Here is a 24659-nt window from a genome sequence, read left to right as displayed (position 1 = left end):
CGATTATTGCATAATTGTGCTATTTTCCAGCAAATTTTATTTTCATAAAAAAGGAAAACTAATGAAAAAATCAGCTTTATCAATCGGATTAATCGCCATTCTTGGCGGCGCTTGGTGCGGTGGTGCGTGGTACACAGGAAAAATCGCAGAACAAAAATACAACGATTATATTCAATTTAGTAATCAACGCTTGCAACAGTCTTTTGCCGATACAGGCTATTCTGTAAAAATTAACAATGCCGTTTTAAATCGTGGCTTTTTTAGTTCTGATGTACGTTATCAGCTTGAAATAAAAGGCGAAGAATTAAACGGAACGATTCCTTTTGTGGGGAAAATTCACCACGGCCCTATCACTTTAAATGACTTTTCTTTTGCGCTATTTTCTGCCGATACAGAAGTAGAAAAAACGCAAGATACCCAAGCCTATTTCACTGATAATGGCAAAAATCCATTAAGAACCGTAACAACAATGAGCTATGGGCAAGAAATTAAAGGAAAAGTTTATTCAGATGTAGCTCACAAAACGGCTGATCAAGTTGAAATGGCTTGGAATTTAGACGGAAAATTTGACCTTGATCAGCAAGGCTATGGTAAATCTGAAATTGATGTGAGCAAATTTTCTTTAATTATGGATAATAAAGATCGTTTAGACATAGAAAATTTAAAAGGGAAAAGTGATATTTCACCAACTCCTTGGAAAAATATTTATCAAGGCGATACCGATATTTCAATTGAGAAAATTTCCCTTCACGAAGCCGAAAATAATCTTGATCTTGTTTTAGATAAGCTTGAGATTGAAAATAAAATCAATGAAAAAGATGGTTTTATTGATATGAACTTTGATTATGATGTTAAAAATATCTTACTGGATAATAAACCAATTACAGGATTAAAATTCAAAGGTTCATTAAATCACATTTTAGGCGATGCGGTAAATCGTTTAAATGAACTTGATGAGCGTTCTTTCAAGAATGATAAGATTTTTAGCCAAATCCAACAAGAAATTTTGGCCAATCAACCTATGTTAAATATTGATAAACTTGAACTTTTCAATGATAAAGGTAAAGCCCTAGAAGGTGAAGTAAAATTTGCTTTAAACCAAGCGTTTCAGAGCGCATTAGAAAATGAAAAAGTTTTCGATGCCTTTGATAGCTTTAAAATTACTGCGGAATCAGAGAAAAAAGCGTTAGTTCAATTCGTTAAAAATATCTTTGCAATAAACCCAAGAACACAACAGGTATCAGAGCAAGAAGTTGAAAATATAGTTAACCAATATCTCACAGAAATGAGAAGCAATAATTTCCTTATGTTAAAAGATGATAAAGCTCACTTTAAAATCTTGTTGGATAAAGATAAGCAAAAATTAATTTTTAACAATCAAGAAATGTCAGAAAATGATATGAAAATGGCAATTATGCTATTGATGATGGCTCACTAATTTTATTTTAATTAATCCCCAAGCCACTTAACGAAAATTAAGTGGCTTTTTTTATTTTCAACCAAATCATTCATTTCCCCTTGACAGTATGTTGAAATAACGTTAGAAAAATAACATCTCATTAACAAACGAGGGTTATGTATGCTAACTTTTTCCTTAACCAGTGAACGCTCTCTCCTTTGTTCCTTACCGCCGCCAGCAGAGCTACCAAAGCAACAACGTATTTGGCTTGTTGCAGAGCAAATGCGTCAGCAGCCCAATGTGCAAGAAGTGGTGGTGGGAATGAACAATTTCACCCTGTTTTATCATTTTGACACAAATCCCACCGCACTTGAGCAACAAGTCTTACATTATTGGCAACAAAGCGAACAACAAACAGCAACACGCCAAAGTCGATTAATCGAAATCCCCGTGCATTATGGCGGTGAATTTGGCGAAGATTTATTTGATGTAGCGAAATTTCATCACACCACTCCCGAAGAAATTATCCGCCGCCACACTGCACCGACTTACACCGTTTTTATGATGGGCTTTCAACCGGGCTTTCCTTATTTAGGCGGCTTACCTGAGAATTTACACACACCAAGACGAGAACAGCCAAGAACCAAAGTTCCCGCAGGTTCAGTGGGCATTGGTGGCAGCCAAACTGGCGTTTATCCATTCACTTCCCCAGGGGGCTGGCAATTACTTGGCAGAACGGAAATGCCATTATTTGATATTCGCCAAGAGCCGCCGGTGTTGTTAATGGCTGGCGATAACGTAAAATTTGTGGCGGAGAGTATAACCCTATGATTTATATTGAAAATATGTATGGCTTTGCCCATATCCAAGATTTAGGGCGTTTTGGTTTTCGTAATTTTGGCATTGGACACACCGGCGCAATGGACGGCTTAGCATTACAGGCAGGTAACCTTTTACTGGAAAATGAGCCTGATACCCCAGCCATTGAGGCAACGCTAGGCGGTTTTAGCCTAACTTTCGATTGTGATACGCCTTTTTGTTTCACCGGTGCATTATGTGAAGCCTACCTTGATGATCAGCCGATTTACGCTTATTGGCGATACACCGCAAAAGCACGCCAGCGTTTAACGGTTAAACGGATCACAATGGGGAATTACCTTTATCTTTGTGTAGCAGGTGGTTTTAGCGTGCCGAAAGTGCTAGGTTCTTGCAGCACCGATCTCAAAGCAGGATTTGGTGGTTATCAGGGGCGATTATTGCGTGCGGGAGATAATATAGCCACAGGCAAACGCGATAGTTTCCTTCCTACGATCAGCATTGAACCGATTGATTTTACCAATAAAATTCATCTCGTGCCGTCCTCCGAATTTGACCATTTCACCGCACAAAGTAAGCAAGTTTTCCAAAGCCAGCCTTGGCGATTAGAAAAAAATAGCAGTCGAATGGGCTATCGTTTCAGTGGAGAGCAAAAACTCAATCTCACTCAGCCACTGGAAATGCTTTCTTACGCCGCTCCAATGGGAACCGTGCAAGTGCCACCAGACGGAATGCCGATTATTTTAATGGCGGACACGCAAACTACGGGCGGTTATCCCAAAATAGCTTGTGTGATCGAAGCGGATCTCGGGCGTTTAGCACAAAATGCGTTAGAAAGTGCGGTGCATTTTTCCGTGATTTCTCATCAGGAAGCACGTGAACGTTATCAACAAAACCAAGATTATTTAGCTCGCATAAGGAGAAAAGTAAATGAAACACGTTGATTTAAATGTGGATTTAGCAGAAGGCTGCGGTAATGATCAACGCTTATTGCAGCTTGTTACTTCAGCCAATGTCGCTTGCGGTTTACACGCAGGGGATTTCAACGAAATGCGAAAAGCCATTCGTTGGGCAAAAGAGAACCAAGTACAAGTAGGCGCACACCCAAGTTTTCCAGATCGCGAAAATTTCGGTCGAACCAATATGCAACTGCCTGATGAAGAATTGAAAGCCTGCTTGCTCTATCAACTCGGTGCAATCAAAGCCCTTTGCGAAGCGGAAACTGTGCCACTGGCTTATGTGAAACCCCACGGTGCGTTATATAACCAAGCGGCAAAAGATGAAGCGCTTGCCACCCTGATCGCACAAACCCTAAAAGCCTTTGATCCTAAACTGAAATTAATGGGCTTATCGGGCAGTTTAATGTTGCAAGTGGCGGAACAACAGGGCTTAGGGGTGATTTCAGAAGTCTTCGCCGATCGCCATTATCTTGCAGACGGCTCATTAGTGCCGCGTACTCGCCCAGATGCAATGGTAGAAAATGATGACGAAGCCATCAGCCAAGTGTTGCAAATGGTGTTACAAGGCACTGTGCCAAGCGTTGATGGCGTAGAAGTGCCAATTAAAGCCGATAGCATTTGTTTACACGGTGATGGTGAGCACGCCATTTCTTTTGCTGAAAAAATTCGTCAGGCTTTGACGGAACATAATATTCAACTGAAATCAAATTAAACATAACATCAATTAATAACAAAAAATATACAGGAGTATTTTATGATTAAAAACCGCAGTGCATTACTGGGGGCGGCATTCTTAATGGCAACGTCAGCCATTGGCCCGGGCTTTTTAACGCAAACCGCCACATTCACCCAAACCTTATTCGCTAGCTTTGGCTTTGTGATTTTACTTTCCATTTTGTTGGATATTGGTGCACAGCTCAATATTTGGCGAATTGTCGCCGTGTCAGAGAAAAAGGCACAAGACATTGCGAATGCGGTTTTACCCGGAGCGGGCTATTTTCTTGCCGTATTGATCGTTATGGGTGGGCTCGCTTTTAATATCGGTAATGTTGGCGGTGCGGGGTTAGGGCTAAATATCCTAACCGGCTTGCCAGCAGAAACGGGGGCGATTATCAGTGGTGCGATTGCTGTTGGTATTTTCTTGTTTAAAGAAGCAGGCAAAATAATGGATCGCTTTGCACAAGTGATGGGCTTTGTGATGATTGCTCTGACCATTTATGTGGCAGTGAATGCGAATCCGCCCGTTGCTGATGCCGTGGTACATACTTTTGTGCCAGAAAAATTAGATGTGATTGCGATTGTTACCCTTGTTGGTGGAACTGTTGGGGGTTACATCACCTTTGCAGGGGCACATCGTCTATTAGATGCAGGAATTACGGGCAAAGATTCGTTGAAAGAGGTGAGTAAAAGCTCTATTTCAGCCATTCTTATCGCCTCAATTATGCGTGTCGTGCTGTTCCTTGCCGTGCTTGGCGTGGTTTCTCAAGGGGTAAAACTTGATCCTGCCAACCCAGCAGCAACGCCATTTTCTCACGTTGCAGGAAATATCGGGTTGATTATTTTTGGAATTGTGATTTGGGCAGCATCAATTACTTCTGTGATCGGCGCGGCTTACACCTCTGTGTCTTTCTTAACCACCTTCTCACCATTTATTGCTAAGCATAGAAATTGCTGGATTATTGTCTTTATTGTGATTTCCACCGCCGTGCTTGCAACCATTGGAAAACCTGCACAAGTGCTTGTTTTTGTAGGAACATTAAACGGATTAATTCTTCCAATTTCACTGGGATTAATTTTACTTGCGGCACATCGTAGTAAAATTGTTGGGGACTACAAACACCCTGTTTGGATGACAGCAGCAGGGGCATTGGTGGTCATTTTAATGGCGGTGTTAAGCATTATGACTTTATCAAAATATATTGGTAATTTAATGGCTTAATTATTTTTATCCATAGAAAAAGTGCGGTGATTTTTCACCGCACCTTTGTTTTTGTTATTTTTTTCATTTTGAAAATTTCTCTTTCCAATACCCAATCCATTCCTTCAAGGCTTGCATATTCGCAGGCATTGCAGTGGCTTGTGGGATAAAGTGCATTAGTGTTAAATCATAACTTTCTGGCGTAACGCCTTTGCCTACATTTGCAGGAAGAACGCTAAACCCTTGTTTTTCAAATAGGAATTTAGCACGTTGCATATGCCATTGGTTGGTGACCAAAATAATACGCTGAATATGTTCTTTTTCTAATAACGCCTTAGTAAATTGGGCATTTTCAATGGTGGTTTTTGCTTTTTCTTCTAACCATCGGGTTGGTGTGTGGAAAAATTCTTGCAGCTCTTTTGCCATTATTTTGGCTTCAGAATTGCCATTAGGTGTTCCGCCTGTAATCAAAATCGGCAGCTGAGTTTCTCTATGTAAATAAGCCGCATAACGTAATCGTTCAAGGGGAACGCCAGGAACTGCAAGGCTGCCAAATAATTCATCACTATCGCGCAAACCACCACCTAGCACCACAATCGCCTGCGCAGTTTTATAATCAGCAAGGCTGAGCGGTGTTTGTTTTGTTAGACTATCTTGCAATTTTTGCGAAGTATAAGGAATGCTGAACACATACAAAATGACAATGCCCAAAAGACCGAAAATAAAGCTCAACTTCTTAAAAAAGAATAAAGACAAAATCCATAAAATCAAGACATTAAATGGCGGAAGAATGATCGCTGTAATAAGTTTGGTGAGTAAAAACATAAAATAATCTCGGACTGAATAACTTGCTACTTAGCATAAAGGGCTTGTAATCTTTTGTAAAGATGATCAATCCTTTTGGATCTACAAGGCATTCTGTTTTAAAATAGCCCCTTTACGCTAATAAGCTGCTTTACAGGAAAGATGATTAACAATGAACGAAATTTTAGTTTCCCTTAAACAAGATTTAGAGCAAATCCTTGATGTGATCGTGGATAAAAATGATGTGCTGTATTTCGATTATCCGCTTCATTTAAACGTGGGGGATTTACTCATTTATGCGGGAACAGAAGCGTTTTTTCAGGATTATCAAATTAATATTCGATTAAGACGTTGCTTGCAAAGTTTCGATCTTGATGAAGTAAAAAAATATGTAAAACCAAACACCACCTTAGTATGCCACGGCGGCGGCAATTTTGGTGATCTCTACCCTGCCATTCAAGGAATGCGCGAAGCCTTAGTGCAAGCGTTCCCGAATAATCGCATCATTGTAATGCCACAAACTGCTTATTTTTCTAATCCCGAAGCGAAAGAAAAATCGGCAGCCATTTTTTCCGCCCATAAAGACTGCTATTTATTTGCGCGCGATCAGGCGACTTATCAATTAATGAAAGATCAGTTTTCTGATGAGGTTTTTCTATCGCCTGATATGGCCCATCAACTTTATGGCTCAGCATTATTAAAAAACCAAAGATTAAAAAACCAAAGTGCGGTGCAAAAATCGTCAGAAAAAACCTTATATTTTTTACGTAAGGATATTGAAGCAAGCCATTTGGAAAAAAATATCCAAGCTACATTGCCAGCCAATGCTGAAGTAAAAGATTGGGAAGATATTCTCACCACACAAGATAAATATTATGAACGTATTTGTAGCGGATTGGCTAAACTCGCGAATAAATTTCATCAGCCTTGGTTAAAGAATATAGTAAATAATTTATGGTATCGCCATAGTTTGGCGGTGATTGAACGCTGTAAAGACATTTTCCAACACTATGATTTAGTGATAACAAGCCGATTGCACGGACATATTTTTTCTTGCCTGTTAGAAATCCCAAATGAAGTTTGTGATAATTCCTATGGCAAAAATTTAGGCTATTATCGCCAATGGACGCAAGGCCTTGATTTTGTGAAAGTTTATGAAGAATAAATCCTTTGCAAAACTGTTGATTACCACTTTCTTAACCACGGGACTCACAATGGTGAGTTCCTTTTTGCTTGCTCGTTTGCTTGCAGTTGAAGAACGTGGTGCGTTACAACTTTTTATTACGTCCGTAACCTATGTGGTAACCATTGCCACTGGCGGCGTTGGGTTTTCTCTCGCCCTTTGTATGCGAAATAACCAATATCATTATTGGCGTTACTATTTTTCTGCTTTTTTATTATTTTCGGTATTGGTATCCAGCCTTTCGCTTTTATTATTTAATATTACGTCATTTCATTATTTATTTATTTTAAATGTTATTTTAACGGCTATTTTTACGATTACTTTAGAAAAAAGTAAAATTGATGCTAATTTATCTATTTATCGCCTACTTTCTTTGCAGCAACCGATTTTAGCCGTGGGCTTATATGGTGGCTATTATTTTCTTTTTGGCGAGCAGCATTTAGAAAAAGTGGTTCAACTCTTAACCATTTTAACTTGTATACAAGCTTTATTTGCACTTTATGCCCTTAGCAAAATAGAAAAACAGTTTAAGCAGAAAGAAGAAATAAAAAGCATAGTACCAAATTATTTCTTCAAAAATTGGCTAAAACAAAACTTGCTACAAACCTTTGGCGCAACAACGGTAAATTTAGATCGTTTTTTAATTGTCGCTTTAATGGGAAATTATACTTTAGGCTTATATACGGTTTGCATTGCCTTTGATGCCTTGCTCACTCGTATAATAAATATGCTAATAGATTATTATTATTCGGGTTTACTCAATAATCTAAATCGTATTCGAGCGGTGCTAGGGCTTATTCTTTTAATGGGAATAAGTGCGGTGATAATTGTGCCATTTTTAGCAGAACCCGTCATTCATTTATTTTTTGGTAATGCTTATATTGAAGTTGCCCCAGTATTATTGTGGTTTATTATTAATTCATTATTAGCAGGGCTTTCTTGGTTATTATCACAAAGTATGCTGATTTTAGGTAAGCAAGTATTATTATTTACACGCCAGATTATTTCTATTCTTGTTTTGGTGGGATTATTTTTTGCCTTTAAAAATCAAGGATTGTATGGGGTGGCCTATGCGTTAATAGGGGCAAGTTTAGTGAGATTAATGATTTCACTCATTTACTATTATAAATTCCCTATAAAGACGAATAACTAATTTAAGTTGGATAAAATGAAAAAATTTCTTATTTCTTTAGATAAAGATCATCAACGCCGAGAACTCTTTTTTGCTCAGCCAAATACCCAAGATTTCACGTTGTTTAGTGCAATTAATACGATGCAAGAAACGCCAGAAAATCTCACCGCACTTTATGATCAAGAGAAGTTTTCTGAGCGTTATGGGCGAAAGGTTACCAAAGGTGAAATTGGCTGTACATTAAGCCATTTAGCTGTATATCGTTTAATTGCCAATGATGAAAATATTCAAGACGATGAATATTGTTTAATTTGTGAAGATGATGCGTTGTTTAATCAAGATTTTCAGCATCATTTAGATTGTTTACTCAAAGAAAATATTCAGGCGGATATTATTCTTATTGGCCAATCTAAAATTGATGATTTTAATCATTCTGAATTAGAAATTAACTATCCAACAACCTTTTCATTTTTACGCAATAAGATTGCGGGATCGTCATTTTGCTATGCCTATCCTTATCGTAACTATTTTGCCGGCACGGTAGCCTATTTAATTAAAAAATCTGCAGTGAAAGCCTTTTTAGCCGAAGAAAAACCTTATTGGCTGGCAGATGATTATATTTTATTTGGAAATAAATTTGCTTTAGATACACAAGTGGTTCGCCCTTTATTGGCTATTGAAAATCCCAAATTAATGAGCAATTTAGAAAATGTACGTGGCAGCATAACACATCATTTTTGGCAAAAGTTAATTAAATATCCATTAAAAAAATTACTTGCTATAACGCGTAACCTAAAAGGTGGAAAATAATGTCGGCATTAGTCAATTTATTTTATCTTTATGATCCTTGGCTATTCCATTTTTTCCGAATGGCATTTTTTGTGGGGGGGATTTCGCTCATTTACTTGGCTTATCAAGTAGTAAAAAAACAACGCCCACAAGGTATTTTTATCCCGTTAGATAGCCTAATCGCAATTATCGCCTTGATTGTGTTAAGTGCAATTCCAATGTTGGCACACCACACGCAAGATTATTCTGTATTATTGCAATATAGCAAAATCTTAATTTTATTTATTTTTGCCATTGGAATTTATAATATTTTTTATTTGAATAACAATGGAAAAGCACTGCTTATTCGAGATTTAAAAATTGGTATTATTGTTCAATGGATTGTCGGTGTAACAGCATTAATGGGCATTGGCTTTATGGCAGAACTTGCCCTTTCAACCAATATTGTATTGCCACGTTTTTATGGTTCAGAGCAAGAATATCGTTTATATAATATTACGTCATCAGCATTCTTCCAATTAAGCGCTTTTTACATTCTTTTATTACACTTTTTATTATCTTATAATAAAGCACATAATCAATTAAGTGCGGTGTATTTATTCTTAATTTTATGTATTGGATTAATTTCAGGCAGAACGTTTTTACTACTTTCAATCGTTAGTATCGCCATTTATTTTAAATGGAAATACCTACCTGCTTTAGTCTTATTTGGATTACTCTGTTTAGGTTTAGCCATTTATTATCCTAAAAATCCTTATGTTGCCCACGCATTAGAACCATTGATTAATTTGATTAATCATCAAGGATTAAGCAGTTCATCAACAGATACATTAATGAAGCGTCATTTATTTATCCCAGAATTAAAACAAATATTATGGGGTGATGGGCGATATATTATGCCAAATGGAAAATATTATGGCTTAACAGACAGCGGTTTTTTACGCCAATTACTTTATGGTGGCATTGGTTATTTATCAGTTTGTTTTTTATTTACTGCTTATTTTGTACGTAAAGTAGCATTAAATTGGTTTAATGGAAGTTGGTTATTTACCTTATCCACATTATTTATACTTTCTGTATTAAATATTAAAGCAGATACTTATGCGTTCCCTGGAATAATGCTAGTGTTGCTAATGTTATTATCTTTATTTGGCCAACAAGGGAAAAATCTCTTCTTATTGAGAAAAGAAGGAAAACAAAATGTTTAGTATTATTGTGCCATCTTATAATCGGCAAGCAGAAATCCCTGCCTTATTAGCGAGTTTAACGCAACAAAGTGCGCATAATTTTGAAGTCATTATTGTTGATGATTGCTCGAAAGAAAAAGTGGTGGTAGAAAAAGATTATCCTTTTCGTGTAACCGTTATTCGTAATGAGCAAAATCAAGGTGCGGCGGAAAGCCGTAATATTGGAGCAAGAAATGCAACGCAAGATTGGTTATTATTTTTAGATGATGATGATCGTTTTGAAAAGTCGAAATGTGAAATTTTAGCGCAGCAAATTACGCAAAATCCTGATGTGAATTTTATTTATCACCCAGCAAAATGTGTAATGGTGAATGAAAATTTTAGCTATTTTACTCACCCTTTTACACAACAAAAAGATCTCACATTAGATAATATTTTATTAGCCAATAAAATTGGTGGAATGCCGATGATTGGGATTAAGAAATCTTTCTTTTTGGCTTTAGGTGGGCTTTCAACGCAATTAAAATCTTTAGAAGATTATGAATTTGTATTAAAAGTAATTTCATCACCTGAATTAAGACCGCTCTATGTCGATCAGGCTTTAACAGAATGTACTTTTCATACCCAACGTTCCAGTGTTTCAACCAATTTAACCAATACAGAACAAGCGATCGATTTTATTGAAAAGAATTATGTAAAAACACCAATCCAACATAAAAACTTTGCTCTAAATTCACTTTATATGCTCGCCTATCCGTATATTATGAATTTATCGCGCAAAGCAGGAATTTATTATTGGAAAATGTTTAAATTAAGCAAAAATATCAAACAACTGATTATTGCGATCATCATTTTTATTTCACCGAAATTAGCTATTCATTTGAAAAGGTTTATTTAATGAAGTTCTCAGTTTTAATGTCCTTATATATTAAGGAAAATCCACAATTCTTGCGTGAATGTTTAGAAAGTTTGCGCGTGCAAACCTTGCCCGCTGATGAAATTGTCTTAGTATTTGACGGTGCCGTTACGCCCGAATTAGAAAGTGCGGTGCAAAATTTTGCAGAATTTTTACCGCTAAAATTAGTAAAACTGCCGGTAAATCAAGGATTAGGCAAGGCGTTAAACGAAGGATTGTTGCATTGTGCTAACGAATGGGTTTTCCGTATGGATACCGATGACATTTGCGATCCACAACGTTTTGAAAAACAAGTAAATTTCATCAAGCAAAATCCTGAAACCATCATCTTTGGCGGACAAATTGCTGAATTTGGCGAGAATATGCAAGAGATTGTTAGTTATCGCAATGTACCAACTCAACCTAAAGAAATTGTCGAGTTCACAAAAACGCGCAGCCCTTTCAACCATATGACCATGGCTTATCAAAAATCTGCTGTATTAGCTGCTGGGGGTTATCAAGACATTCAGGAAGATTATTATTTATGGATTAACTTGGTGGCGAAATATCCGCAAAATGTGGCGAATTTGCCTGATATTTTAGTTTATGCTCGTGTAGGCAATGGAATGGTTTCTCGCCGCCGTGGCTTAGCGCAAGCAAAATGTGAGTGGAATTTATTTAAACTCAAACGTAACGTTAAATTACAATCCACCATTTCAGGATTTATCGTATTTTTATTGCGTGTTTTACCACGTTTATTACCTGTTTCATTATTAAAAATCATCTATAAGTTTTTACGCAAATAATATTTTATTTTAAGGAAAGCCAATGTTTAACAAAAAATTAATTTTTACTTCATTATTTTCTGCGGTTTTATTATCTGCTTGTTCAAGTAGTCATTCTATTAAAGCAGTGAGTGCTAATACTCAATATAACAAACCTCGTACATTAAATAATTTTGATGATTATGTACAATTTTTAAAAGCTAAAGCCGCAGGACAAGGGGTTTCAAGTGCGGTGCTAAATGCACAACAAAATATTCAATATATTCCTAAAGCAGTAGCATTGGATAAACAACAAGCGGGGAAAATAAAAAAACGTAACCCGAATGAACCAAGAGTATTCAATCCTAATGGGGTAACGAATTATCTTAACCGCGTACTGACCACAAATAAGGTGAATGTTGCGGAACAACGCTATTGGGAGCAATTACCGCAATTAGAAAAGGCGAGCAAAAAATTTGGCGTACAAAAAGAATATTTAATGGCGCTATGGGGAATGGAAAGTAGCTTTGGTTATTATCAAGGTTATTATGATGTGCTTTCTGTATTAGCTACCCTTGCCTTTGATGGCCGCCGTGAGCCGTTATTTAGTAAAGAATTTATTGCCGCAATGAAAATGTTAGAACGTGATCATATCCAGCGCCATAAAATGAAAGGTTCTTGGGCTGGCGCAATGGGGCAAACGCAATTTATGCCAAGTTCTTACCTGAGCTATGCAGCGGACGGTAATGGTGATGGCGAGAAAGATATTTGGAAAAACCACTATGATGTCTTTGCGTCTATCGCTCGTTATTTGCATACAGTCGGTTGGGACGATAAATTGCCGTGGGGCGTGGAAGTGCGTTTAAATCAGTATATTAACCCAAATTTAGCGGGTATTGAAAAGCACAAAGCGCGTTCACTGCAAGATTGGCAAGCTCAGGGCATTGAACTCAAATCATTCAACTCAGAAAGTACACAAAATTTCACCGCACTTTCTCACGCCAAATTATGGCTTGTGCAACCAGACGGTGAAAATGGTCGCGCTTTCTTAGTGTCAAATAATTTCCGCACCTTGCTTGATTGGAACCGCTCCAATTATTTTGCAGTAAGTATTGGAATGTTTGCTGATCGGATTAAAGCAAGAGTTCAACAATAAAACCATCAAGGCGATTCCATTGGGATCGCCTTATTTTTTACTATGAATAAAAAGTCTTTTCATTTTTTCCATCTTTATCTCCTAAATAGAAAATGTAGAATAGCTCCCGTAAATAAATGATTTCAACAAATTTAAAATTTAGGAGTGTAATTATGAAAACCTTATATCATTCAGCAGATAGCCGTGGCAACGCAGATCACGGTTGGTTAAAAAGTCGCCATACTTTTAGCTTTGCTAATTATTATGATCCAGCGCGTATCCATTTTGGTGCATTGCGCGTGATCAACGATGATTATGTAGAAGGTGGAATGGGCTTTGGTACGCATCCGCACGATAATATGGAAATTATTTCTATTCCATTAAGTGGTGATTTGGCGCATAAAGACAGTATGGGTAACGGCAGTGTGATTCGTCAAGGCGACATTCAAGTGATGTCAGCGGGAACTGGGGTAAGCCATAGTGAAATGAATCCGAATGCGGATATCCCTGCTCAATTTCTACAAATCTGGGTATTCCCGAATAAACGAGATGTTACGCCACGTTATCAACAAATTAGCATTGCAGATGGCGCAAAACCAAATGATTTCCAACAAATTCTTTCACCGAATGCCGATGATGAAGGCGTATGGATTCACCAAGATGCGTGGTTCTCATTAGCTAAATTTGATAAAGGAACAGAAAAAACCTATAACATTCATAAATCAGGCAACGGCGTGTATGCTTTCGTATTGAAAGGCGAAGCGACAGTTGCAGGACAAAAACTATCAACTCGCGATGGTTTAGGTGTTTGGGATACGGAGAATTTTGATATTGTGGCAGATAGCGACACTGAAATTCTGTTAATGGAAGTTCCAATGACTGTTTAATCAGATAAACAAAATCCCTTACTAATTTTAGTAAGGGATTTTTTTATTCATCACTTTTTTCAGCATTATCCGCCAGCCAGTTGGCTAATCTTGCATAATCAGCAATAGCCAAATTTTCTGCCCGTGCATTTAAATCAATCCCAAGTGCGGTAAGATTTTCTGCAGAAAATAACGTAGAAAGAGCATTACGCAAGGTTTTACGGCGTTGATTAAAGGCTTGCGTACACACGCGATTAAGCCAATATAAATCCTTCACAGGGTGCGGAAGCGTGCTGTGTGGAATTAAACGCACTACTGCTGAATCCACTTTTGGTGCAGGCTTGAATGCTGTTGGTGGCACTTCCAAGACAGGCATTACTTGGCAAAAATATTGCGCCATAATGGTTAAACGTCCGTAAGCCTTGCTATTCGGTGCAGCACAAAGACGTTTCACCACTTCTTTTTGTAGCATAAAGTGCATATCTTGAATTTGTTCGCAATAGTTGAACAAATGGAACATTAATGGCGTTGAAATGTTATAGGGAAGATTGCCGAAAATGCGTAATTTCTGATTTTTTTCCGCTAAATGCTGATCGCGGTAAAGCTCACCAAAATCAAATTGCATAGCATCAGCTTCAATTACCGTTAATTTTTGATGTAAAAACGGATGATGACGTAAGCGTTCTGCCAAGTCGCGATCCAGCTCTACCACGGTAAGATGCTCAACTTGCTCTGCAACAGGCTCAGTTAATGCTCCCAAACCAGGGCCAATTTCCACTAAAAATTGATTTGGCTGAGGATAAATCGCCGCCACAATACTTTGAATAATATTTTGATCAAATAAAAAGTTCTGCCCAAAACGTTTACGCGCAGTATGACCTAAATGTGTTTTTGAATTCATATTTTTTATCACGTTAAAAAAAGACGGGCTATTATAAAACAAAATCCCAGCCTTTGGCTGGGATTTTTTGATTATCTGAAATATTGAATATTCGCTTGTTTACGCAAGGCAACTAGCCAATCTTTCGAATAAGTTTGAATCTGTTCGTTGATCAGCTGCTGATACGCTTTTTGCATATAAGCTTGTTGTGTGCGATCCCCTTGACGGGTATCGGTAACTTCTAAAATATGCCAACCAAATTCAGTTTTAAACGGCGCAGAAATTGTGCCTTTTTTGGTGGTTTGTACGGTTTTCGCAAAAGGTGGCACATAAGCTTCTGGGAAAGCAAAACCTAAATTACCGCCATTCGCCCCTGATAAATAATCTTTAGAATATAACAATGCCGCATCAGCAAAGGTTGTTTTTCCACTTTGAATCTCACTACGCACTTTATTTAATTCTGCTTTTGCTTGTGCATCATTCAATAATGGGTTTAATTTCAATAAGATATGACGAACTTTATATTCCGTTCCCATTACTTTCTTTTCTGTACCTTGCGCACGCGCCTGTTGTAGAAGTTTTTGTCCAAGTTCTTGAACTTCTTCTTGGTTCACGCCAATACTTTCACCAATTACTTTATTACGCACTTCGCCCATTAATAATTGATTAGCAATTTGCTGACGGAACTGGGGATAGCTAATGCCTTGATAGTCAAGGGCATCAAGAAGTTGTCCAAAGGTTAAACCATTTTGCGCTGCAATCCCTTCAATCACACGATCAACCTGCGCACTACTTACTTTTACGCCAGAATTTTGAATAGCCTGTTGCACCAAAATTTCATCAATGATGCTATTAAGCGCTGCTTGACGATTGCCTGATGTATTCGCACGTTTACCTAACGCTCCGCGCACTTGGCTTTCCAAAATAGGCACACCATTTACCGTTGCCACTACACGTTCTTCTGCCTGTGCGGTTAAGGCTACGGCAAATAAGGCGATTGCTGAAAGAAATAGGTTCTTAATCTTTAATAGTTTCATCTTTATTCCATTAATTAGAGTTAAAATCTGGTTAATTAGATAATTTTTTTGCTAAAAGGTTCATTTGTTGTTTGCTTGTAATACCACTTCGTAACATTGATCAAATTTCATTGTACGAACTTGAATCTTCTCGCTTCGACTGGTTGGGATATTCTTCCCGACATAATCCGCGCGAATCGGTAACTCACGATGACCACGATCAACAAAAATAACTAATTCTACTTTTGCTGCGCGTCCAAAATCAATCAGCGCATCTAATGCAGCACGAATTGTACGACCAGTGAATAATACATCATCAATTAAGATAACAATTTTATCCTGTATGCTAAGATAATTTGATGTGCCGCTATATACTGGCGATTGATTTTGCGGCTCAATGTATTCTAAATCATCACGATAAAAAGTAATATCCAAATCCATTGACGGCAAATCTTTGCCTGTAAGGTCAAGAATTTTTCGCTTAATTAAATCAGCAATTTCCGCACCACGGCGTTTAATGCCAACGATGACTAATTGATCCAAATCTTGATGTTTTTCGATGATTTCGTGTGCAATACGAGAGATAGTTCGCATAAATCGATTTTCATCAATAATAACTTTTTCTGTCATTGTGATCCTGATAGGTTACAAAATTTGCCTTACTATAACAAAAATCCATAAAAAAATGACCGCACTTTTGCTAAAAATCGCTCATATTTCATAAGGATTATTAAAGTGCGGTGCATTTTTATACAATTTTATTCTGCGGCATATCCATTTTCAGGTAACGCGCACTGATCTAAATAAGCCTTGCCTTCTTTTAACCTTAAACGCTCAGTCACAAACCAATTTATCACTAAAGGATAAATTTGCTGCTCCTGATATTTCACGCGCTGCTCAATATCACTGACTTCATCATCTGGAAAAATTGGCACTTTGGCTTGCAGCACGATCGCACCACCGTCCACTTCTTCATTAACAAAATGCACCGTTGTACCGTGTTCTTGATCGCCCGCTTCCAACGCGCGCTGATAAGTGTGTAAGCCCGGATATTTTGGCAACAGTGATGGGTGAATGTTGAGAATTTTGCCTGCAAAACGTTGGGTAAATTCAGCAGTTAGGATTTTCATATAACCAGCTAGCACAATTAAATCTGCGCCAAGCTCAGCAATATAATCACCGATAGCCTGATCCATTGCTAGATTATCGGCGTAATCTTTGCGTTCAAAAAGCGCGGTAGGAATTTCAGCCATTTTTGCGCGCTGTAAGCCATAAGCGTTTGCTTTATTGGCGATAACAGCACAAATCTGCGCAGGAATATCCCCCGCCTTGCAAGCATCAATAATGCTTTGCAAGGTTTGTCCTTCACCAGAAATCAGTACAACGATCTTTTTCATTAACGAATAACAACCTGCTCTTCGCCTTCACTCGCACTTTCAATGCGACCAATCTGCCACGCTTTTTCTCCTGCTTGTTGCAATAACGCCAACGCGGTTTCCACTTGATCTTGTGGCAAGGCGATGATCATACCCACCCCGCAGTTGAAGGTGCGATACATTTCATAGCGTTCGATATTGCCCTGCTCTTGTAGCCAGTTAAAAATAGCAGGCCACTGCCAGCTTGATTCATCGATCACCGCTTTCACATTATGCGGTAACACGCGTGGGATATTTTCCCAGAAACCACCACCCGTTAAGTGAGAAATGGCGTGAACAGGCACTTGTTTGATTAATTGTAAAATGGATTTAACATAAATTTTGGTTGGTGCTAACACTTGATCGGCGAAAGGCTTGCCGTCTAATTCTGCGCTAGCAGGATCGATACCTGAACGCTCGATCACTTTGCGAATTAAGGAATAACCATTGGAATGCGCGCCACTTGAGCCTAATGCGATCAAGGCATCACCCACTTTCACTTGGCTGCCGTCAATAATTTCTGACTTCTCGACCACACCCACGCAGAACCCTGCTAAATCATAATCACCTTGATGATACATTCCCGGCATTTCTGCGGTTTCACCGCCCACTAAGGCGCAACCTGATTGTTCACAACCGTTGGCAATGCCTTTGATCACGCTGGCCGCCACATCTACGTCTAATTTGCCTGTGGCATAATAATCTAGGAAAAATAGCGGCTCAGCCCCTTGCACCACTAAATCATTAACACACATCGCCACCAAGTCAATGCCGATGGTATCGTGTTTATTCAAATCAATGGCAAGGCGTAATTTTGTGCCAACGCCGTCTGTGCCAGACACCAAAATTGGCTCTTTATACTTGCTCGGCAACGCACAAAGTGCGCCAAATCCGCCCAACCCGCCAATCACTTCGGGACGTGTGGTGCGTTTTACATCGGCTTTAATTTTTTCTACTAAGGCATTACCGGCATTAATATCCACACCCGCATCTTTGTAACTTAATGATTGTTTGCTCACGATTTTTTCCTATATGACTTGAGTTACTGAAAATTGCGCGTATTGTAGCACGCCTACGCAATCGTTTGCTATGATTTTGCATAAAACGATAAGAAAAATATACCGCACTTTTTTCCGCTAAACTTTACCTAGAATTTTTAATTTGCTAAAATCCAAAGCTAATTGAAATTAATTCTCAATTACAACTTAGCTAATCTAGCTGATCTTTTGAAGTCAACGTTAAGGACACTTTCAAATGCCGCAATTATTCGCATTTTTACAACATTATGTTGATTATATTATTTTAGGTTTACTCGGTTTAATGAGCTTTATTATGGTATGGTTCGTGATTGAACGCTTTATCTTTTTGAGCCGTGTGAACGTTTCGCACTACACCAATATCCACGAGTTAGACATCGATCTCAACCGTAACCTCACCATTATTTCCACCATTGGCTCAAATGCCCCTTATGTGGGTTTATTGGGTACAGTTATCGGGATTTTATTAACTTTCTATGAATTAGGAAATTCAGGTGGGGACATTGATGCCGCTGCCATTATGCTTAACCTTTCCCTTGCCTTAAAAGCCACGGCGGTGGGGATTTTAGTCGCCATTCCATCAATGGTGTTTTACAACGGCTTGCAACGCAAAGTGGAAGTCAATCGCCTAAAATGGAAAGCCTTAAACGGACAAAAAAATCTAGGGGCATAATGTGAAAAAGTTTGATGAAATCAATATTATCCCTTTCATTGATATTATGTTAGTGTTGCTGGCGATTGTCTTAATCACTGCGTCTTTTATTTCGCAAGGCAAAATTCAAGTGAATGTGCCAAAAGCCAGTAGCACCGTGGCGTTTAAATCGGACGATTTAGCCAAATTATTAACCGTTACGGAAACAGGCGAAATCTTTTTTAATGATAAACCGACAGATTTAGCGCAAATGGAAAAAGAAGTGGCAAGCTGGGCGAAAGATCAAAAAGTAACCCTGAAAGTGGACGCTAAAGCCACCTTCCAAGATTTTGTTAGCCTAACAGATTTAATGGCGAAAAATAACATCAAAAATGTTGCCATTGTTACAATGAAAGAAAAAGGCAAATAAATGGCAAATAAACATCGTTCTTGGTTCGGCTTCTTCTTTTCTCTCCTATTTCACGCCACCGTGATTGGGGCGATTGTCTATGCAGTAAAAGTCGACAGCAGCGCCAATGGCTATCAAGCAGACGTGATCGACAATAGTATTTCAATGGAAATGCTAATGGGAATGACCGTTGAAGAACCTGAACCTGCGCCAGAACCTGTTGCAGAACCTGAGCCAGAGCCAGTGGCAAAAGAAACGGTGTCCGATCCCATTGTAAAACCTGAATCGCCAAAACCGGAAAAGCCAAAAGAAATTAAGAAAGAAAAACCGAAAGAGCCAAAGAAAGAAAAGCCACAAAAAGAGAAACAGAAAAAAGAAAAAGTACAGAAAAAGCCGAAAGAAAAACCATTAGCCAATAAAGATCTGATAAAAGGTGATCGCAACATCAATTCGGACGCCAAAGCCAATTCTGTTGCAACCAGTTTGGGCAAGGCAACGGTGAGCAACCCTAATTTAATCGGCAAAGGTACAAGTTCAAATGAACTCAATGCCTATCGCAATGCGCTACGCCGAGAAATTGAACGCCACAAACGCTACCCACAACGCGCCAAAATGATGCGTAAACAAGGTGTCGTAACCATTAGCTTTTCAATCGCTAATGATGGCGCATTACTCAATGCCAGTGTGCAAAAATCCTCAGGCAATGCGGATTTAGATAATGCTGCACTAAGCGCGGTAAAAAATGCCAAATCAATCGGCCCGAAACCTGCTGGTTTAGCTAGCTCAATGAGCGTACCGATTAATTTTACTATTCGATAATAACTTTCATAAGAAAAAAGTGCGGTGAAAAATTAACAAAATTTCCACCGCACTTTTTATTTTTAGGAAATATTTTGTTTAGCAAAAATGCTTAATCAATTTGCTCAACAGTTCGTGAGTGGGTTTGATAAATTCGGCGGAGAGATATTCATCAGGTTGGTGGGCTTGTTCGATTGAGCCGGGGCCTAGCACCAATGTTGGGCAAAGTTGTTGAATGAAAGGGGCTTCGGTGCAGTAGTTCACCGCTTCGCATTTTTCACCAAGCAATTTTTCCACCACTTGGACAACTTGGGCGGAGTGTTCGCATTCATAACCAGGGGTAGGTTCGTGTAAGGCTTTCAGTGAAATAAGATCGCCCCATTTTTCAAACATTGGGCGCAGCTTTTCTTGTAGCATTTCATTCAGATCTTCTAGACGCATTTGTGGCAACGGACGAATGTCAAAATGCAGTTCGCAGCACGCGCAAATACGGTTTACCGCATCGCCGCCGTGAATTGCGCCAAAATTCATTGTCGGATAAGGAATGGCAAAGGCGGAATGATGATATTTTGCCTTTAACTCATTACGCATTTCCATTAAATAACCCGTGGCTTCGTGCATTAATTCAATGGCGTTGATGCCTTTGTCAGGATCACTTGAATGCCCTGTTTTCCCTATAATTCGCACCGCTTGCCCGATATGCCCTTTATGCGCGCGTACGGGTTTTAAGGAAGTTGGCTCGCCGATAATGGCACAATCTGGGCGAATGTGGCTGTGCTGGCTGAAGGTTCGTGCGCCCAAAAGTGTGGTTTCTTCATCGGCGGTAGCAAGAATCCGCAACGGTTTGTTTAATTTACTGAGATCAATATGACGTAAGGTTTCTAACACGAACGCAAAGAACCCTTTCATATCCGCTGTGCCTAAACCGTAGAATTTGCCGTCTTTTTCGGTGAGTTTAAAAGGATCAAAATGCCAGCGTCCTTCATCGAAAGGCACGGTGTCCGTATGCCCTGCGAGCAATAATCCCCCTTCCCCTTCGCCATAAGTGGCTAATAAATTGAATTTATTTCGGCTACCTTCCACGGGAATAATGTTGGTTTTAAAGCCTAAATCACCAAGCCAAGTGGCAAGCAATTCAATTAAAGCTTTATTCGATTGATCAAATTCTGCTTCTACGCTACTAATGGTGGGCAATGCAATAAGCTGAGAATACATTTCAAGGAAAGGCGGCAATTTTTTCATTAAGTTTATCCTGTATTAAATTAAAGGTTGATTTATGATTAATTATGCACAATAATAGCATAATTAATCAATCGTTATATTTTTATCTACAAGGTGTTCTATGCAAAAAGCCATTATTATTGGGGCAAGTGGTTATACGGGGGCTGAACTGGCTCGTATTCTAACCTTGCACCCAGCATTTCAGCTCAATGGATTATATGTTTCAGCGCAAAGCCAAGATGCGCATAAAGCCATTTCTGATATTTATCCGCAACTGAAGCAGATTGTTGATTTACCGTTGCAACCTTTGGACGAAAATTTAACTGCACTTGCACAACAAAACGATCTGGTCTTTTTGGCCACCGCACACGAAGTTAGTCACGATCTTGCGCCAATTTTCTTGCAAAATCAATGTAAAGTGTTTGATTTATCTGGCGCATTTCGGGTAAATAATGCGGAATTTTATCCACAATATTATGGCTTTGAACATCGCTATCCTGAATTATTAGAAAAAGCGGTTTATGGTTTAGCGGAATGGAATGACAGTGCCATTGCGCAAACAGATTTAGTGGCGGTGGCTGGTTGCTATCCAACGGTTTCACAACTGAGTTTAAAACCATTAATTGAAAATAATTTATTAGATCTCAATCAGTTGCCGATCATCAATGCGGTGAGTGGCGTGAGTGGTGCGGGGCGTAAAGCCTCGCTAACCAACAGTTTTTGCGAGGTGAGCCTGAATGCTTACGGCGTGTTTAATCACCGTCATCAGCCTGAAATCGCCACCCATTTAGGCACAGAGGTGATTTTTACCCCGCACTTAGGCAATTTTAAACGGGGCATTTTAGCTACCATTACCGCCAAATTGAAAGACGGCGTGGGCGAACAGCAAATCCGTGAAGCCTATCAGCAATATTATGCGCATCGCCCTCTTGTGCGCGTCTATGAACAAGGCTTACCAGGCATTAAAGCGGTGGAATTTACGCCTTATTGCGACATCGGTTTTGCAGTGAAAAATGGCTACATTATCATTGTCGGCGCAGAAGATAATCTACTTAAAGGCGCGGCAGCACAGGCGGTGCAATGTGCAAATATTCGTTATGGTTTTGCGGAAACCTTGGGATTAATTTAGTGGAAGAAAAGAATGAAACCTTTAGTAATTAAATTAGGCGGTGTGCTATTAGATACTCCGCAAGCAATGGAAAATCTGTTTACCGCACTGGCAAATTATCAGCAAAATTTCGACCGCCCTTTGCTTATCGTACACGGTGGCGGTTGCGTGGTGGACGAATTAATGCAGCGCCTTGCATTGCCTGTACAAAAGAAAAATGGATTAAGAGTAACACCTGCGGATCAAATTGATATTATCGTCGGTGCGCTGGCAGGCATTGCCAATAAAACCTTGGAGGCACAAGCGGCAAAATTTAATCTCAACCCCGTGGGGCTTTGTTTGGCAGATGGAAAACTCACCAGCGCACAAGCCTTTGATGAAGCGCTTGGCCACGTTGCCAATGTGAAGCCAAATAATCCAACGCTTTTGCATACCTTGTTAAGTGAAGCCTTTTTACCCATTATTAGCTCCATTGCGGTGGACGATCAAGGGCGTTTAATGAACGTGAATGCAGATCAAGCAGCAACGGCAATTGCCGCATTAATTGGCGGCGATCTGGTGATGCTTTCTGATGTTGATGGTGTTTTAGATGCCAACAAACAACGCCTACCGCAGCTTAATAGTGAACAAATTCAACAGCTTATTCAACAAGGTGTGATTACAGACGGAATGATCGTGAAGGTCAATGCCGCCTTAGATGCAGCAAAAATGCTTAACACAGGCGTGGATATTGCTAACTGGAAATATCCAGAAAAATTGACCGCACTTTTTGCAGGTGAGATAATCGGCACCAGAATTTTACCGTAAACGTAAAGCAATTTGGTATGGGCGAACATTTGGGTTCGCCTCTACATTTTTTAATCATAAAAATCAAAAAGATAAGGATAAACTATGGCACTTTGGGGTGGACGTTTCACACAAGCAGCAGATAAACGTTTTAAAGATTTCAACGATTCACTACGCTTTGACTATCGCCTTGCAGAACAGGATATTGAAGGCTCAATCGGCTGGTCAAAAGCCTTGGTCAGCGTTGGCGTGTTAAGCGCGCAAGAACAACAACAATTAGAGCAAGCCTTAAACGAACTACTGATTGAAGTGCGATCAAATTTGCAAGGTATTTTGCAAGATGACGCTGAAGACATTCACAGCTGGGTAGAAAGTAAGCTCATCAACAAAGTAGGAAATCTGGGTAAAAAATTGCACACAGGGCGTAGCCGTAATGACCAAGTGGCGTTAGACATCAAAATGTGGTGCAAGCAGCGTGTAACCGAGTTGCAATATTCCATTCGTGCCTTGCAGACCAAATTGGTGGAAACCGCAGAAAACAATCAACACGCCGTAATGCCAGGTTATACCCATTTGCAACGTGCGCAGCCCATCACGTTCGCCCATTGGTGTATGGCTTATGTGGAAATGCTCGATCGCGATTATTCACGTCTTAGCGATGCCTATCAACGAATGAACACTTGCCCGCTCGGTAGCGGTGCATTAGCAGGCACGGCGTATGCGATCGATCGTGAACAATTAGCGCAGGATCTCGGCTTTGCAATGGCAACTCGTAACAGCTTAGATAGCGTTTCCGACCGTGATCATATTATCGAATTGCTTTCCACCGCTTCGTTAAGTATGGCTCATCTTTCACGTTTTGCGGAAGATATGATTATCTTCAACAGCGGTGAAGCAGATTTCGTAGAGCTTTCTGACCGTGTTACTTCGGGTTCTTCCTTAATGCCACAGAAGAAAAATCCTGATGCTTGCGAACTCATTCGTGGTAAAGCAGGCCGCGTAATGGGCGCGCTAACTGGAATGTTGATGACAGTAAAAGGCTTGCCACTGGCTTATAACAAAGATATGCAAGAAGATAAAGAAGGCATTTTTGATGCCTTGGATACTTGGCAAGACTGTTTGGATATGGCGACTTTCGTGTTAGATGATATTAAAGTGAACGTTGAGCGCACCCGTGAAGCGGCACTAAAAGGCTATTCAAATGCCACCGAGTTAGCCGATTATTTAGTGGCAAAAGGCGTACCATTCCGCGATTCTCACCATATTGTGGGCGAAACTGTGGTATATGCCATCAGCGTACACAAAGGCTTAGAAGATCTGAGCTTAGAAGAGTTCCGCCAGTTCAGTGATGTGATCAGCGATGATGTGTATGAGATCCTATCGCTACAATCCTGCTTAGACAAACGCTGCGCCAAAGGTGGGGTGTCCCCATTACGTGTGGCAGAAGCCATTGCTGAAGCAAAAGAGCGGTTGAAATAATTTGAGTTTTTAAAATGAAAAGGGCAGATCAA

26 protein-coding genes are annotated in these 24659 nt (G+C 39.4%); 19 read left to right on the top strand and 7 right to left on the bottom strand.

All coding sequences use genetic code 11. The features are described 5' to 3' along the window. Positions 1 to 61: 61 nt before the first annotated feature. From DYC50_RS05995 to DYC50_RS05975, 5 genes are all read left to right on the top strand, one after another. Entirely contained in the window at positions 62 to 1438 is a 1377-nt protein-coding gene (locus DYC50_RS05995) for a YdgA family protein (protein WP_172459070.1), read from the top strand. 141 nt (positions 1439 to 1579) lie between these two features. Further along, entirely contained in the window at positions 1580 to 2230 is a 651-nt protein-coding gene (pxpB, locus tag DYC50_RS05990; RefSeq protein ID WP_115249407.1) for a 5-oxoprolinase subunit PxpB, read from the top strand. Beyond that, complete coding sequence (locus DYC50_RS05985; protein ID WP_115249406.1) at positions 2227 to 3159, top strand: 5-oxoprolinase subunit C family protein; 933 nt, start codon at positions 2227 to 2229, stop codon at positions 3157 to 3159. The genes pxpB and DYC50_RS05985 overlap by 4 nt, the downstream gene beginning before the upstream one ends. Then, a complete protein-coding gene (pxpA, locus tag DYC50_RS05980; protein ID WP_115249405.1) occupies positions 3146 to 3886 on the top strand; it encodes a 5-oxoprolinase subunit PxpA in 741 nt (246 codons plus the stop codon). Before DYC50_RS05985 ends, pxpA begins: the two co-directional genes overlap by 14 nt. A 42-nt stretch (positions 3887 to 3928) precedes the next feature. Further along, the gene (locus tag DYC50_RS05975; RefSeq protein ID WP_103852625.1) at positions 3929 to 5113 is read left to right on the top strand and encodes an NRAMP family divalent metal transporter; all 1185 of its coding nucleotides are present in this window, start codon (positions 3929 to 3931) and stop codon (positions 5111 to 5113) included. Positions 5114 to 5176: 63 nt separating this feature from the next. Here DYC50_RS05975 and DYC50_RS05970 read toward each other — a convergent pair whose 3' ends face one another. Next, complete coding sequence (locus tag DYC50_RS05970) at positions 5177 to 5917, bottom strand: YdcF family protein (RefSeq protein WP_115249404.1); 741 nt, start codon at positions 5915 to 5917, stop codon at positions 5177 to 5179. A gap of 151 nt (positions 5918 to 6068) precedes the next feature. Here DYC50_RS05970 and DYC50_RS05965 point away from each other — a divergent pair, with 151 nt between their 5' ends. The 8 genes from DYC50_RS05965 (at position 6069) to DYC50_RS05930 (ending at position 13868) form a co-directional block, all read left to right on the top strand. Further along, entirely contained in the window at positions 6069 to 7061 is a 993-nt protein-coding gene (locus DYC50_RS05965) for a polysaccharide pyruvyl transferase family protein (protein ID WP_115249403.1), read from the top strand. After that, positions 7051 to 8232 (top strand): lipopolysaccharide biosynthesis protein, encoded by a 1182-nt coding sequence (locus tag DYC50_RS05960; RefSeq protein ID WP_115249402.1) that lies wholly within the window; start codon positions 7051 to 7053, stop codon positions 8230 to 8232. The genes DYC50_RS05965 and DYC50_RS05960 overlap by 11 nt, the downstream gene beginning before the upstream one ends. A gap of 15 nt (positions 8233 to 8247) precedes the next feature. Next, on the top strand, positions 8248 to 9021 hold the full coding sequence (locus tag DYC50_RS05955) for a glycosyltransferase family 25 protein (protein ID WP_115249401.1): 774 nt from the start codon (positions 8248 to 8250) through the stop codon (positions 9019 to 9021). After that, positions 9021 to 10208 (top strand): hypothetical protein, encoded by a 1188-nt coding sequence (locus DYC50_RS05950; RefSeq protein ID WP_115249400.1) that lies wholly within the window; start codon positions 9021 to 9023, stop codon positions 10206 to 10208. The genes DYC50_RS05955 and DYC50_RS05950 overlap by 1 nt, the downstream gene beginning before the upstream one ends. Beyond that, entirely contained in the window at positions 10201 to 11085 is an 885-nt protein-coding gene (locus tag DYC50_RS05945; protein WP_115249399.1) for a glycosyltransferase family 2 protein, read from the top strand. The genes DYC50_RS05950 and DYC50_RS05945 overlap by 8 nt, the downstream gene beginning before the upstream one ends. Then, positions 11085 to 11888 carry a glycosyltransferase family 2 protein gene (locus DYC50_RS05940; protein WP_115249398.1) on the top strand — a complete coding sequence of 268 codons (804 nt, stop codon included), beginning with the start codon at positions 11085 to 11087 and terminating at the stop codon, positions 11886 to 11888. The genes DYC50_RS05945 and DYC50_RS05940 overlap by 1 nt, the downstream gene beginning before the upstream one ends. Positions 11889 to 11910: 22 nt before the next feature. Beyond that, positions 11911 to 13002, top strand: coding sequence for a lytic murein transglycosylase (locus DYC50_RS05935; RefSeq protein ID WP_115249397.1), 1092 nt, complete (start codon positions 11911 to 11913; stop codon positions 13000 to 13002). Between the two features lie 152 nt (positions 13003 to 13154). Then, positions 13155 to 13868: a pirin family protein gene (locus tag DYC50_RS05930; protein WP_115249396.1), complete on the top strand. Its 714-nt coding sequence runs from the start codon at positions 13155 to 13157 to the stop codon at positions 13866 to 13868. A 43-nt stretch (positions 13869 to 13911) separates the two neighbouring features. Here DYC50_RS05930 and rsmA read toward each other — a convergent pair whose 3' ends face one another. The 5 genes from rsmA to purM all read right to left on the bottom strand — a co-directional run bounded on the left by rsmA (position 13912) and on the right by purM (position 18177). Then, the gene (gene rsmA, locus DYC50_RS05925) at positions 13912 to 14748 is read right to left on the bottom strand and encodes a 16S rRNA (adenine(1518)-N(6)/adenine(1519)-N(6))-dimethyltransferase RsmA (RefSeq protein WP_115249395.1); all 837 of its coding nucleotides are present in this window, start codon (positions 14746 to 14748) and stop codon (positions 13912 to 13914) included. A 71-nt stretch (positions 14749 to 14819) separates the two neighbouring features. Continuing rightward, positions 14820 to 15764 carry a peptidylprolyl isomerase gene (locus tag DYC50_RS05920; protein WP_115249394.1) on the bottom strand — a complete coding sequence of 315 codons (945 nt, stop codon included), beginning with the start codon at positions 15762 to 15764 and terminating at the stop codon, positions 14820 to 14822. A 60-nt stretch (positions 15765 to 15824) separates the two neighbouring features. After that, complete coding sequence (gene pyrR / locus DYC50_RS05915) at positions 15825 to 16373, bottom strand: bifunctional pyr operon transcriptional regulator/uracil phosphoribosyltransferase PyrR (protein ID WP_115249393.1); 549 nt, start codon at positions 16371 to 16373, stop codon at positions 15825 to 15827. A gap of 128 nt (positions 16374 to 16501) precedes the next feature. After that, complete coding sequence (gene purN, locus DYC50_RS05910; RefSeq protein WP_115249392.1) at positions 16502 to 17140, bottom strand: phosphoribosylglycinamide formyltransferase; 639 nt, start codon at positions 17138 to 17140, stop codon at positions 16502 to 16504. Continuing rightward, complete coding sequence (purM, locus tag DYC50_RS05905; RefSeq protein WP_115249391.1) at positions 17140 to 18177, bottom strand: phosphoribosylformylglycinamidine cyclo-ligase; 1038 nt, start codon at positions 18175 to 18177, stop codon at positions 17140 to 17142. The genes purN and purM overlap by 1 nt, the downstream gene beginning before the upstream one ends. 235 nt (positions 18178 to 18412) lie before the next feature. On the opposite strand from purM, the gene exbB reads away from it, so the two are divergent. The 3 genes from exbB to DYC50_RS05890 are packed head-to-tail and all read left to right on the top strand — an operon-like array spanning position 18413 to position 20054. Further along, complete coding sequence (gene exbB / locus DYC50_RS05900) at positions 18413 to 18868, top strand: TonB-system energizer ExbB (RefSeq protein WP_115249390.1); 456 nt, start codon at positions 18413 to 18415, stop codon at positions 18866 to 18868. A 1-nt stretch (position 18869) separates the two neighbouring features. Beyond that, complete coding sequence (gene exbD / locus DYC50_RS05895; RefSeq protein WP_103853409.1) at positions 18870 to 19256, top strand: TonB system transport protein ExbD; 387 nt, start codon at positions 18870 to 18872, stop codon at positions 19254 to 19256. Continuing rightward, positions 19257 to 20054: an energy transducer TonB family protein gene (locus DYC50_RS05890; protein ID WP_115249389.1), complete on the top strand. Its 798-nt coding sequence runs from the start codon at positions 19257 to 19259 to the stop codon at positions 20052 to 20054. Positions 20055 to 20132: 78 nt separating this feature from the next. Here DYC50_RS05890 and argE read toward each other — a convergent pair whose 3' ends face one another. Next, on the bottom strand, positions 20133 to 21275 hold the full coding sequence (gene argE, locus DYC50_RS05885) for an acetylornithine deacetylase (RefSeq protein WP_115249388.1): 1143 nt from the start codon (positions 21273 to 21275) through the stop codon (positions 20133 to 20135). 100 nt (positions 21276 to 21375) lie between these two features. Here argE and argC point away from each other — a divergent pair, with 100 nt between their 5' ends. The 3 genes from argC (at position 21376) to argH (ending at position 24627) form a co-directional block, all read left to right on the top strand. Next, complete coding sequence (gene argC / locus DYC50_RS05880) at positions 21376 to 22383, top strand: N-acetyl-gamma-glutamyl-phosphate reductase (RefSeq protein ID WP_115249387.1); 1008 nt, start codon at positions 21376 to 21378, stop codon at positions 22381 to 22383. A gap of 12 nt (positions 22384 to 22395) precedes the next feature. Next, positions 22396 to 23169, top strand: coding sequence for an acetylglutamate kinase (gene argB, locus DYC50_RS05875; RefSeq protein WP_115249386.1), 774 nt, complete (start codon positions 22396 to 22398; stop codon positions 23167 to 23169). A gap of 84 nt (positions 23170 to 23253) precedes the next feature. Continuing rightward, positions 23254 to 24627 (top strand): argininosuccinate lyase, encoded by a 1374-nt coding sequence (gene argH / locus DYC50_RS05870; RefSeq protein WP_115249385.1) that lies wholly within the window; start codon positions 23254 to 23256, stop codon positions 24625 to 24627. The last annotated feature ends 32 nt before the right edge of the window (positions 24628 to 24659 follow it).

Origin of the sequence: Avibacterium avium (genome assembly GCF_900454535.1) — a bacterium.
Classification (GTDB): Bacteria; Pseudomonadota; Gammaproteobacteria; order Enterobacterales; family Pasteurellaceae; genus Avibacterium; species Avibacterium avium.
Note: the sequence above shows the minus strand (reverse complement) of the source record. Positions and strands in the feature narration are given on the sequence as shown.